This window comes from Neisseria sp. P0017.S009, from assembly GCF_051957375.1.
GTDB lineage: Bacteria > Pseudomonadota > Gammaproteobacteria > Burkholderiales > Neisseriaceae > Neisseria > Neisseria perflava.
In genome coordinates, this window is the sequence record NZ_JBQCWL010000002.1 from 407,065 (window position 1) to 419,539 (window position 12,475).

Here is a 12,475-nt window from a genome sequence, read left to right on the forward strand (position 1 = left end):
AGACCGCTCTTCTTTTGATCCTTCGCTTTCCGAAGCTTTAGTGAAAGCTGTGAAGGATATTAGAAGCAAGTCATAAAGGGTAATCAATAACAATGCTGTCTGAAAAAGTTTCAGACAGCATTTTTTCTATTTGCATATTAAATTTAATATCATATTATCATTGCATAATATCAGTTTAAATTTTTTAGAATTTCAATATGAAAACCCTAATTTACTACGCCCATTCTGCCCAAGACAAACTCGGTAATCTCTTGCCTTACGAACATTGGCAAACCTTACAAAGCCATTTGGTCAATGTTGGGAAAATGGCGGTGGAGTTTGCTCGGGTATTCGGTGCCTGCCATACTGGACAGCTTCATGACTAAGGGAAATATTCGGAAGCCTTTAACCGCCAATTACATGGCAGCCCTTTAGTCGATCAAGCTATCGCCGGAGCCAAAATTGCAAAAATGCTTGCTTCAGGGTGGGTTCCAAAGTATAAACTGTGGTTATCTTTCGTAGGCTAGATAACTTTATTAATGAATTAAAAGGCAAAATTAATGGAAATTAAACAAACCAATCCAACCATCAAATCTCGTGCGGCGGTGGCATTCTCCCCAAATCAACCCTTACAAATTGTGGAAATCGACGTAGAAATGCCACGCAAAGGCGAGGTGTTAATTCGTAACACTCACACTGGTGTGTGCCATACTGATGCGTTTACGTTGTCAGGAAGCGATCCTGAAGGCGTATTCCCTGTGGTGCTTGGACACGAAGGTGCGGGTGTGGTCGTTGCTGTGGGCGAAGGTGTGTCAAGCGTAAAACCAGGTGATCACGTCATTCCTCTTTACACCGCTGAATGTGGCGAATGTGAGTTTTGTCGTTCAGGTAAAACCAACTTATGCGTTTCAGTGCGTGATACACAAGGTAAAGGCTTAATGCCAGATGGCACGACGCGTTTTTCTTATCAAGGTCAGCCGATCTATCACTATATGGGCTGTTCGACTTTCAGTGAATACTCAGTTGTTGCCGAAGTTTCACTGGCGAAAATCAACCCGGAAGCAAACCACGAACAAGTATGTTTACTCGGCTGCGGCGTTACCACAGGTATTGGTGCGGTACATAATACGGCAAAAGTGCAAGAAGGCGACTCTGTTGCAGTGTTTGGTTTAGGGGCGATTGGTTTAGCTGTGGTGCAAGGTGCACGTCAAGCTAAAGCGGGTCGTATTATTGCTATTGATACCAATCCTGCAAAATTCGAGCTGGCAAAACAATTTGGTGCAACGGATTGTTTAAATCCTAACGATTACGATAAACCAATCAAAGATGTGTTGTTAGACATCAATAAATGGGGTATTGACCATACCTTTGAATGTATCGGCAATGTAAACGTGATGCGTCAAGCATTAGAAAGCGCACACCGTGGTTGGGGACAATCCATTATCATCGGCGTAGCGGGTGCAGGGCAAGAAATTTCAACTCGCCCGTTCCAGTTGGTAACCGGTCGTGTTTGGAAAGGCACGGCGTTTGGTGGCGTGAAAGGCCGCTCTGAACTGCCGAAAATGGTGGAAGATTCAATGAAAGGCGATATCGAGTTAGAACCGTTTGTGACCCACACAATGACGCTCGATCAAATTAATGAAGCCTTTGAGTTAATGCATGAAGGTAAATCGATCCGCGCTGTTATTCATTACTAAGGTACGCGATGAAACTGATTGAACAACATCAAATTTTTGGTGGTTCGCAACAAGTGTGGGCACACCATGCCCAAACGCTGCAATGCGAAATGAAATTTGCCGTCTATTTGCCGGATAATCCGGAGAATCGACCGCTTGGTGTGATTTATTGGCTTTCCGGCTTAACGTGTACGGAACAAAATTTCATTACCAAATCAGGCTTTCAGCGTTACGCGGCAGAACATCAAGTAATTGTGGTTGCTCCCGATACCAGCCCTCGCGGAGAGCAAGTGCCGAACGATAATGCTTACGATTTAGGGCAGGGTGCGGGCTTTTATCTTAATGCGACCGAGCAGCCTTGGGCGACGAATTATCAAATGTATGATTATATTTTGAATGAGTTGCCTAGTCTGATTGAGGAAAATTTCCCTACCAACGGCAAACGTTCGATTATGGGACATTCAATGGGCGGACATGGCGCATTGGTATTGGCGCTGCGAAACCAAGAACGTTATCAAAGTGTTTCTGCCTTTTCGCCCATTTTATCGCCTAGCCTCGTGCCTTGGGGAGAAAAAGCCTTTTCTGCCTATTTAGGAAAAGATCGCGAAAAATGGCAGCAATATGATGCCAGCTCACTCATTCAACAAGGCTATAAAGTACAAGGTATGCGCATTGATCAGGGCTTGGAAGATGAGTTTTTGCCAACACAATTACGTACCGAAGATTTTATTGAAACCTGTCGTGCGGCAAATCAACCAGTCGATGTGCGCTTCCACAAAGGCTATGATCATAGCTATTACTTCATCGCCAGTTTTGTTGGCGAGCATATTGCCTATCATGCGGCATTTTTGAAGTAAACCAAAGAAGTGATTCGTGAATCGACCAAACGTTGGTATGAACGTTAATTTTTTATGTTAACGAAAATAAAAAGGCATCAGATTGATGCCTTTTGTTTTTTATAAATGATAAAAAATAATGCTCTCAAAATGAACTAGTCTGCCCACTCTATTTAAATATCCCCCCATTCCAGTCCAAACCGTTGCAAATACTTTCTCAGTCGATCGCTGTCATTGACTTTTGCCCTTTCTGTTCGGGAGACGTTGAACAATGCACGGCCGGCGGCGGCCATGTTGGGATGTTTGCGGCATTCGTCGATAACGTGTTGCAGTTGTAGTTTGTCGAATAAATCCAATGTGTCCCAATCGATTTTATCGGGGTAGTCTTGTGCTTTTTCAGACGGCCTGTTATGTAGGAGGCCGTCTGAAAAGGGTTCTTCCGACCATAACCATTTGAGGCGTTCGATTTCGGCTTGGACTTGTTCTACTTGTATCCTGCCTTGCGGCGCGAGTGTGGCCAGGCGCATGATGCTGGCGGCGAGGTCGCGGAAGTTGCCGCGCCATGGTGCTTGGTTGGAGTGGGCGAAGTCGAGGTAGGTGGCCAGGGCTTCTTTGTTGAAGCGGGTGGTTCGGCCGAGTTCTTGCGAGGCTAAGGCGAGCTGGTGTTCGACGTTGGGCTCGATGTCTTCGCGACGGTTGGCGAGTGCAGGTAGTGGGTAATTCCAGATATTAATGCGGGCGAACAGGTCTTCGCGGAAGCGTCCGGCGCGGATTTCGTGGCGTAGGTCGCGGTTGGTGCCGGCGATAAGTTGGAAGTCGCTTTTGACTTCGCTGTCGCTGCCGACGGGATAAAAGTGTTTTTCTTCAATGGCTTTGAGCAACATAGCTTGCTCGTCCAAGCCCAATTCGCCAATTTCATCTAAAAACAATACACCGCCGTCGGCGGTTTTCAAATAGCCTTCACGCTTTTCTGCAGCACCGGTAAAGGCGCCTTTTTTGTGGCCGAACAGGGCAGATGCTGCGCCGTCGCCGCGAAGGGTGGCGCAGTTTACATCGACAAATGTGCCTTTAATCAGATGGCGCGCTTTTTTCAATTCAAAAATCCTGCGTGCCAGCATGGATTTACCTGCGCCTGTCGGGCCGGAAAGCAGAATGGGGGAAGGAGAGTTGAGTGCGACTTGTTCAATTTCGGCAATCATGCGGTTGAAGGCGGCGTTTTGGGTAGAAATGCCGCTTTTCAGGTAGCGCACTGCGTCATCGCGCACGGCGGCGAGGCGTTCGGCCAGCACGTCGTAACGCGCCAAGTCCAAATCGATGATTTCATAACTACCGACATTGCCGTCCTCCATACTGCGTCTTTGATTTTTGGGCGGAGCGGTTTGCAACAGTACGCCGGGGATTTGACGTGATTCCACCAATAAAAACAGGCAGATTTGGGCAACGTGTGTACCTGTCGTGATGTGGGTGAGATAGGTTTCTTCTTCTGTATCAAATGGATAGTTTGCTGCCCAATCGTGCAGTTTGGTATAAACCTCGGAGAAATCCCACGGGTTTGCCAGCTCCATAGGCACGAGATTGACGACTGTGTGCGGCGATACTTGCTGAATATCGGCTTTTACATGATCCGCCAGTTCGCGGTATTTCTCCGCATAAAACAGCTCCATACGGTCGAGATGAAAATCTTGACGCTGATTCATGGCGACGTTTGGCCGCCATTTCAACCAACGGCCCTGACCGAAACCTTTGTCCAGCACTGTACCAAGAAAGCTGACGGCGACTTGTTTTTTGGGGATGGTATTCATGTTTCAGAGGGCCTTTAAATTATTTTTCCAGGACAAATTTTCCGTTTACTTAGCCGCAAGTGTTTGTCCAAATCATCGAATCGCATCATATATCCTTGTATATTTTATTTTCTATATAACTATCTATAAATATATTTTTTAGTATTATACGCTATTTGGCGATAAAAGCCACTTTAAAATATATTTTCTTTATATTCAATTAATTAAAAATTATTTTTATAAAAATTTTATTCTTGGCACGCTGTTGGCTATGTTGTGAATGTAACGATACAGCAGATGCTTCGGGAAATACAGTTACCGGAGAAAAATTTTCCGTAAATTTAGTTGCTGTGTGGTTACAGGGCGAATGCCAACAAGACTACATTTGGATTAACAGGTTCGAATCCTGTCTCGTCTGATAGACGTTGAACGTCTTGTTTATTTAGTCGCTCACCCTTTTCAATATGGCAGGCAAATGCCTGGGGAAACTACAACATGGATATCCTTGTGTCGCAGGTTCGAGTCCTGTCTCTGTTATCCAAAATAGCAGAGTAGCTCAGTTGGTAGAGTAAAGGCATGTTTCCCTTAAAAACTTGTTGCGTGCCATATTACTTTTACGGCAGCAGGCGGATGCTCGGAGAGGGTACATTAACCTTTCACGTTAAAACCGTTTCTCTTCATGTTTATCCGCTACGCTGCCATCCATTCGAGGCCGTCTGAAATATTCAGGCGGGCTGATATAAAAACCGTTTTCGGTATATTTGGCAAATACCGGAGGAATTACAGCCTGCCAAGCTCGAGGTCGCGGGTTCGAGTCCCGTCTCTGTCGCCAACTATGGCAGAGTAGCTCAGAGGATAGAGCGCGTAAAAATTTCTCCACTCTTTGTTGCCCAATGTGCCACCCCTTATGGGCGAATGCTATTAGGATTACATTCCTTTCTTGCTACAAACCCGAATGATCCTAATTAAACTGGTCGCCCTACGGCAGTAGGCGGATGCCCGGAAGAGAATACATTAGCTTTCAGTTAAAAACGCTTCTCTTCATCTTTAGCCGCCACGCTGCCACCCATTCAAGGCCGTCTGAAAAACAAAGCTAAAACAAGTTCAGACGGCCTCAAACCAACAATATGAAAGAAAATGAAAATGGCTAATACTAATTTGTTTCAATCTATTAAAAACCGTTTTACTAAAACCGATACCCATAATGAAGCCGGCGGCATCGCCTACACGCTGACGCCCAAACAACAGCTGGCACAGCTTGCGGCTACCGGTTGTCTGAATAATACCTTCTATGCTGATGCACAAAGCCAACTTGACCAAGTGCTGAAATTGGCAGAAAGCCTGGATGCCGAGTTTATTGCCAAAACTGCCGTATATGCCCGTCAAAAAGGTTTTATGAAAGATATGCCTGCGCTGTTGCTTGCCGTGTTGGCGCAAAAAGACGTGAACATGCTCGCTCGTGTATTCGACCAAGTAGTGGACAACGGTAAAATGTTGCGTAACTTCGCACAAATTATCCGCAGCGGTGCAGTCGGCAGAAAATCTTTCGGCAACCGTCCGAAAAAACTGATGCAGACTTGGCTTTTGACCGCTACCGAAAAACAACTGTTGAACGCCGCCGTCGGCAATTCGCCGTCGCTGGCAGACGTGGTCAAAATGGTGCACCCAAAACCGCGTGAAGCATGGCGTGCCGCATGGTTTGCATGGCTGATCGGCAAACCGTACGACCGCGAAGCATTGCCACCCATTACCCGCGCTTTTGAAGATTACAAACAAAGCCGCCAAGGCGAATTGCCCAACGTTCCTTTCCAAATGCTCACTGCTTTAGACTTGAACAACGGCGACTGGGCACAAATCGCCCGCAACGGCTCATGGCAGCAGATTCGTCAAAACCTGAACACTTTCCTGCGCCACGAAGTGTTTGCTAAAAGCAAAAACATCAAAATGGTGGCAGAAAAACTGCGTGACGAAACCGCCATTGCCCGCGCCCGCGTCCTGCCTTATCAGTTGCTGACCGCGTATCAGGCAACATCTGACCAAATGCCGTCTGAAATCCGTGAAGCCCTGCAAGATGCGATGGAAACCGCCGTACAAAACGTACCGGCAATCCAAGGCAAAGTCGTGGTTTGTCCGGACGTTTCCGGCTCTATGCACAGCTCAGTTACAGGCTATCGCGGCAGCGCGACCAGCAAAACCCGCTGCATCGACATTGCCGCGCTCGTATCCGCCGCCATGTTGCGTACCAACCCGCAAGCACGCGTGATGCCGTTTGAACAAATCACGGTAAACGTGAAGCTCAACCCGCGCGACAGCATCATGACCAATGCCGAAAAACTCGCCAATATCGGCGGCGGCGGAACGGCTTGCAGCGCACCGCTCGCCATGTTGAACCGTGAAAAAGCCGACGTGGATTTGGTCGTCATCGTGTCAGACAACGAAAGTTGGGCAGATGAAAGCCAAGGATGGGGCGCAACAACCAGCCTGATGAAAGAGTGGGACATTCTGAAACGACGCTGTCCGGAAGCCAAACTCGTTTGTTTGGATATCCAGCCCTACGTTCAGGCTCAAGCACGAAACCGTCACGATATCTTGAACATCGGCGGCTTCTCCGATCAAGTATTCTCCCTAATCGGTTCCTTTGCCGAACGAGGTATGGGTACAGATTTCTGGGTAGAAGAGATTGAGAAAACGCCGTTGGCAGCTGTGAACTAAAGCTAAGGCCGTCTGAAAAAAAGGGTGGAAATATTTTTCAGACGGCCTATTTATTCAGGACAAGCTGAGAAAAAGAATAAGGAAACAAAATGCAAAAATTCATCTTAATCCGCGGTCATCAAGGTTCGGGAAAATCGACGTTTGCCGAACAAAAAGCCGCCGAATTTAAAGCGCAGTATCCGGATGCGGAAGTGGTCCGTATTGAAAACGATTTGTTTATTACCGATGAATATGGTGAATATCGTTGGTCGGGCGAAGCGGTGGATAAAGCGCAGAAACACGGCAATGCTTTGATGACTGAAACTTTGAGACTTGGACGCCAAAATCCGAATCGAAATATTTTGATCATTAATTCCAATACCAACCAAAAAGCTTCGCGTTGCCGTCATTTATTGGATCAGGCGGAGAAAAGCGGTTTTGAAACAGAAATTTATCGACTGCACAATTTCTATCCTAACCTGCACGGCGTGAAAGAGCATGACGTGTTGGCGGCGTATATCAAGCTGAACCAAAACCGTGTGGCAAACGAAATCCACATCGAGGCCGTGCAGCCGGCAAATGCGGAGCAGTTAGAAAAAATCGAACAGATGCAGGCTATCGAGCATAAGCCGCTGGTGTTTGACGAAGCGCAGCAAACTTTTGTGACCGATCACTATCTGCAACACGGCAGCCGTAACTTTACCGCCAAAGCGTCCAAGCGTTACCCCGAATTGCGCGTGTTGAAATACGCCCGCAGCGTGTTCTATAACAACCGCTTTGATGATGCTTTGCTGGAAATGCGCGGTTTGATTATCGATGCGCATAATCGAATCATCGTGCGCCCGTTTAAAAAAGTGTTCAATTATTCGGAACGTATTGCCAAAGGCAGCCGTTATCCGATCCGAATCAGTGACGAGAGATTGGTGGACGTAGTGGTGAAAGTAAACGGCTTCCTCGGCTGCTGCACTTTCGTCTTGCTTTCAGACGACCATCCTTCCCACGGCGCGGAGTTTGATGGTAAAGTGCTGTATTCGACCACCGGTTCGCTTGATAGCGCGTTTGCCGACATGACCGCCGCACATTGCGCGCAATACGAAACCCTGTTCCGCGCGTATCCGAACCATACTTTTTTGTTTGAAATCACAGATGCGAAAGACGTACACATCATCCGCGAAGAATTGGGGGAAACCCTAATCGGCTGCATCGATGTGGCGACAGGTCGTCAGTTTAGCGAAGCGGAATTGGACGAAATCGGCAAACAATACGGCATCCGCCGCCCCGAAACGCTGAAAAACATCACGTTCGGCGAGCTGAAAGGCCGTCTGAAAAATGTGGAACACGAAGGCTTTATGGTATTTGATGCGCAAAACGGCGAAATGCTGTTCAAACTCAAATCGCCGTATTACCTGATTTCCAAGTTTCTGGGACGAAGCAACGAAGGCAATATCGGCCGCAAGCTGGACAAACGCCATGTTGATGAAGAATTTTATCCTTTAATCGACTATATCCACGAGCATCAGGAAACATTCAATGCCATGTCGGAATTGGATAAAATCGCGTTTATTCAGGCGTTTTTGAGACGGTTTTAAAAAATATATTAAAAAACAATAGTTTGAATTATTTTTTAATTATATAGTGCTGATACATAATCAACTTATAAAATCTCATACTAACAAGACGGTGTTCATTTAATTCTAAATATAATACTAGTTTGGTAAGTAGGAATCACTCTATTATTTAGAGTAATTCCTACCCGTTATTGAATAATAAATCCTTGTAAATATTGAGTTCTCTCTTGATTTAACTGGATATAACAATTCAGTTTGGTTGTGTTATTGTTACGATAACTTTCACAATTTCGGTTACGGTAAGCTTCCCAATTGTTTTGTTCATTAAGTAAGCTAGTTTGAATATTATTCGGAATTTTATTCCATGTACTTTGTAAAAGGTATTGTGATTGTTGAACAGCAGCTGTTAATTCGTTTTCCTGTTGTTTCTCTAAACGCAACTGCTCCTGTTGTCTATTTAACATTTGTTTTTCTTCTAACAATCTTTGCTGTTCTGCTTGTTGTCTTTCTTCTAACAATCTTTGCTGTTCTGCTTGTTGTCTTTCTTCTAATAATCTTTGTTGTTCCTCCTGTTTTTTTCTATAATCTTCGTTTTCCTTTTGCTCCATTTCTGCTAATACCTGTAAAGCTTTTTTTGCGTTTTCATTTCCTTGAGTAGCTGCTTGTTGCCAGTAAAATATTGCATTTTGATAATTTTGTATAACTCCTTTGCCAGTAGCATACATTAGGCCTAATTCATATTGTGAATTATCAAATCCTTGATTGGCAGCTTTTTCAAACCAGTAAACTGCTTTACTAAGATTTATTTTTACTCCAAGCCCCATAAGATACATTCTAGCCAATTGATCTTGCGCTGTGGCATTACCTTGGTAGGCTAATTTAGTATAAATAGGTAAAGCACTTTTATAATCTTGATTGTTAATGAGTATCTGTGCATGAGCTATTGGGTCTTCTACTGGTGGAGGTAAACTATCACGTTGTTTTTCTATTATTAGGGGTGTTGTTGGATTTGATGTCGATGTGCTATAACTTGATAATTTATCTTTTTTATTGGAGCAAGTATTAGGTAGTAAAAAGTAGATCAAAATGACAATAACCCACCATATCCAATTGTAATTGGTACTGGTATTGGTACTGGTATTGGTATTGGTACTGGTATTGGTACTGGTATTGGTACTGGTACTGGTATTGGTACTGGTATTGGTATTGGTATTCTCAAATTTATATTGATTAGTTTTTATTTCTTTTTTTGGGTATTCTTTTTCAATAATAATAATTTGAGGTTGTTTTTTGTTGAATATGGAAGTATGAATGTAACTATTTTGAATTAAATTTAATCTTTTTAATTCGAAAAAACATTCTGCAGTTGCTCGACAGTCTGCTAGTGCATTATGAGCGTTTGTAAACCCCTTTTTAAATAAATGCCGATATAATTCAATGAGCTTTGGTATTTTGAAGTCTCTATAGTTAGCACTTGGAATTTTGCAAATATTTTTTGTAGAGCGCATTGTGCAATAAGTTGAAATAGGAAGGTTTTTAGGAAAAATATTTAAAAGCTTTAATTCTGTTTCAAGGACTCTTATATCAAACTCAATATTATGTCCAATTAATAAAGTATTTGGTTTGAAAATATCATTCATAAAATAACTTAAAACTTCTTGTGGTAAGAATCCTTTTTCTATTGCTTGTTCGGTTGTAATTTTATGGATAGCTATTGCTGATTCTGGAATTGTATAATTAACAGGTTTTATCAAGTATTCATTTTCTGATAATTTATTACCATTTTTATCAAATACAATCCATCCAAGTTGGACAAGTCTTGATCCTTTATATAATCCAGTTGTCTCTGTATCAATAACTATATATTGTGAGAAGGTTTCCATCGATATCTTTCTTTTTGTAAAAGAGTTTAGTAAGTTATATGAAATAATAATATCCCAAATAAAAAGAAATGTCTATTCTCTTAGTATGGTATAAATAATAAAAGCTAAACTATAAATTGTGTGGTTAGTATAAATTTTTCCATTTCTAGAAACTTTGTAAATATTATGGTCCGGAACCTGTAAGAAAATGCATAGAAAATTTATCATTTATTTTTCGCGCTCGTATGCTTCGATTTCGCCGACCTTAGGCGCATAGCCGCTACTTGTGTCGTGGCGCAAGTCCAACCAGATATCGACCAATGCCCAAGCAGCCGGAGCGGCAATCACGTTTTGCCCCATACATAAAACTTGCGCGTTATAGTTTTCCACCGAGCCGCGGACGGTAAGCAAATCATGTGCCGTCGCCGCCCGAATGCCGCGCACTTTATTGGCGGCAATCGCCGTACCCACGCCGGTACCGCAAATCAACAGCGCACGGTCGGCTCGTCCTGCCGCGACTTCTTCGGCCGCGGCAAACGAGAGTTGCGGATAGCTTCCTTCGGGCGAGGATAAATCGACCAAACTGCTGACCCGCGGGTCGTTTTGCAGATGCGCTTTGAGCGCGTCTTTCAATATTGCGCCGTTGGCCGGCGCGGCAATAACCAAACGCATACGAACTCCTTGAAGCACATAAAAACATTACTCAGCATACGCCCGCGCGTGATACGATTCAAGCCTGCAACGCAGAAAGCACGGTATGAGCAAAATCTACTTCACATCAGACCTACATTTCTCACATAAAAATATCGCCAAATTTTGCCCGCAATTTCGACCGTTCGATAACGTGGAGCAGATGGATGAATTTTTAATTCAGACATGGAATGAAACCGTTACGCCAGAAGATACGGTGTACAACTTGGGCGATTTTTCCTTTGCCCACGACCATAAGCAGATAGAGTGCGTTTTGTCGCGTTTAAACGGGCAACATCACTTGATTTACGGCAATCATGATCATGTGATTCGGCAACATGCCGACTTTTTCCGCAGTCAAACCAAGCATGACGGCCATCCGCTGCTGTCGTCCATACGGCCGTATTTGAAACTTAAATTGCCGGAAATTAAGAATACGCTGGTTCTTTTTCACTATCCGATTCAGGAATGGGACGGCTGCTATCAGGGCTGGTATCACTTGTACGGCCATTTGCATGACAGGGTGGCGGAAATCAAAGGGCGTGCTTTAAATGTCGGATTTGATTTGCACGGCCGTTTTTTGACGGCAGAAGACGTCGATAAGTTTTTGTGCGAGTTGCCTAAAATTTCGTATTTTGGCGAAGCAGGATTGAAGGCCAACTCGCCGGAAGAAGCGGAAGAGCTGGTGTCTTGGAAACTGGCGCAGTTAAATCAGGTATAATTTCAGACGGCCTTTGCGGATTTCCGGCAAAGGCCGTCTGAATATCAATTTCCCATTTTTGAGTGATACATGGAAAACCTTTTGGCTTACTTACTACAAAAAATCAGCCTCCCCAACCAAACCGGCAAGGACAAGTCATGAGCAGTAAGCCTTTGAAGTATCCCGTTTCCGCTTTGGTTGTTTTGTATGATAAAGACGGCAATATCCTGCTGATTGAACGCACGGCGCCGCAAGGTTTTTGGCAGTCGGTTACCGGCAGCTTGGAAGAGGGCGAGCGTATCGAAGAAACCGCATGGCGCGAAGTGTGGGAAGAAACCGGTATCCGCCTTGCAGACGGACAGCTGGAAAACTGGCACGACAGCACCGTTTATGAAATCTATCATCACTGGCGCCATCGCTATCCCAAAGGCGTTTTTGAAAACCGCGAACACATCTTCTCCGCCCAAATTCCGCGCGATACGCCTATCGTCCTGCAACCGGACGAACACGTTGCCTACGGTTGGTTTAGTGCGGAAGAAGCGGCAGAAAAAGTGTTTTCGCCTTCCAATAAACGCGCAATTTTAGAACTGGTCAAAAGGCTGAATGCCAAAAAGGCCGTCTGAATACGACAGTTTCACATTTTCAGACGGCCTTGGGTTTGCTATACTTTCGCCGTTTGACTCTATTTAAAA

Annotated in this window: 9 protein-coding genes and 1 pseudogene; 7 read left to right on the forward strand and 3 right to left on the reverse strand. The window is 44.5% G+C overall.

Features of this window, described 5'->3' with window-relative positions:
* Nucleotides 1–197: 197 nt before the first annotated feature.
* The 3 genes and pseudogenes from ACTHTG_RS04200 to fghA form a co-directional block, all read left to right on the forward strand.
* A pseudogene (locus tag ACTHTG_RS04200) lies at nucleotides 198–446 on the forward strand (CRISPR-associated helicase/endonuclease Cas3); the annotation flags it as partial.
* Between the two features lie 93 nt (nucleotides 447–539).
* Entirely contained in the window at nucleotides 540–1,676 is a 1,137-nt protein-coding gene (locus ACTHTG_RS04205; RefSeq protein ID WP_004520025.1) for an S-(hydroxymethyl)glutathione dehydrogenase/class III alcohol dehydrogenase, read from the forward strand.
* Between the two features lie 8 nt (nucleotides 1,677–1,684).
* Nucleotides 1,685–2,512 (forward strand): S-formylglutathione hydrolase, encoded by an 828-nt coding sequence (gene fghA / locus ACTHTG_RS04210; protein WP_049336824.1) that lies wholly within the window; start codon nucleotides 1,685–1,687, stop codon nucleotides 2,510–2,512.
* 152 nt (nucleotides 2,513–2,664) lie between these two features.
* Here the strand turns inward: fghA and rtcR are convergent, their stop codons facing one another.
* Nucleotides 2,665–4,293 carry an RNA repair transcriptional activator RtcR gene (rtcR, locus tag ACTHTG_RS04215; protein ID WP_004520021.1) on the reverse strand — a complete coding sequence of 543 codons (1,629 nt, stop codon included), beginning with the start codon at nucleotides 4,291–4,293 and terminating at the stop codon, nucleotides 2,665–2,667.
* Nucleotides 4,294–5,409: 1,116 nt separating this feature from the next.
* Here rtcR and ACTHTG_RS04220 point away from each other — a divergent pair.
* Both ACTHTG_RS04220 and ACTHTG_RS04225 read left to right on the forward strand, forming a co-directional pair.
* A complete protein-coding gene (locus tag ACTHTG_RS04220) occupies nucleotides 5,410–6,984 on the forward strand; it encodes a vWA domain-containing protein (protein WP_308538622.1) in 1,575 nt (524 codons plus the stop codon).
* 89 nt (nucleotides 6,985–7,073) lie between these two features.
* Nucleotides 7,074–8,552: an RNA ligase gene (locus tag ACTHTG_RS04225; RefSeq protein WP_308538623.1), complete on the forward strand. Its 1,479-nt coding sequence runs from the start codon at nucleotides 7,074–7,076 to the stop codon at nucleotides 8,550–8,552.
* 167 nt (nucleotides 8,553–8,719) lie between these two features.
* Here the strand turns inward: ACTHTG_RS04225 and ACTHTG_RS04230 are convergent, their stop codons facing one another.
* Together ACTHTG_RS04230 and ACTHTG_RS04235 are read right to left on the reverse strand one after the other, a co-directional pair.
* Nucleotides 8,720–10,414 (reverse strand): exonuclease domain-containing protein, encoded by a 1,695-nt coding sequence (locus ACTHTG_RS04230; protein WP_440360520.1) that lies wholly within the window; start codon nucleotides 10,412–10,414, stop codon nucleotides 8,720–8,722.
* Nucleotides 10,415–10,621: 207 nt separating this feature from the next.
* A complete protein-coding gene (locus tag ACTHTG_RS04235; RefSeq protein WP_070823576.1) occupies nucleotides 10,622–11,065 on the reverse strand; it encodes an RpiB/LacA/LacB family sugar-phosphate isomerase in 444 nt (147 codons plus the stop codon).
* Between the two features lie 85 nt (nucleotides 11,066–11,150).
* On the opposite strand from ACTHTG_RS04235, the gene ACTHTG_RS04240 reads away from it, so the two are divergent.
* Nucleotides 11,151–11,804: a phosphoesterase gene (locus ACTHTG_RS04240; RefSeq protein ID WP_308538499.1), complete on the forward strand. Its 654-nt coding sequence runs from the start codon at nucleotides 11,151–11,153 to the stop codon at nucleotides 11,802–11,804.
* Between the two features lie 137 nt (nucleotides 11,805–11,941).
* Entirely contained in the window at nucleotides 11,942–12,406 is a 465-nt protein-coding gene (nudB, locus tag ACTHTG_RS04245) for a dihydroneopterin triphosphate diphosphatase (protein WP_004520014.1), read from the forward strand.
* The last annotated feature ends 69 nt before the right edge of the window (nucleotides 12,407–12,475 follow it).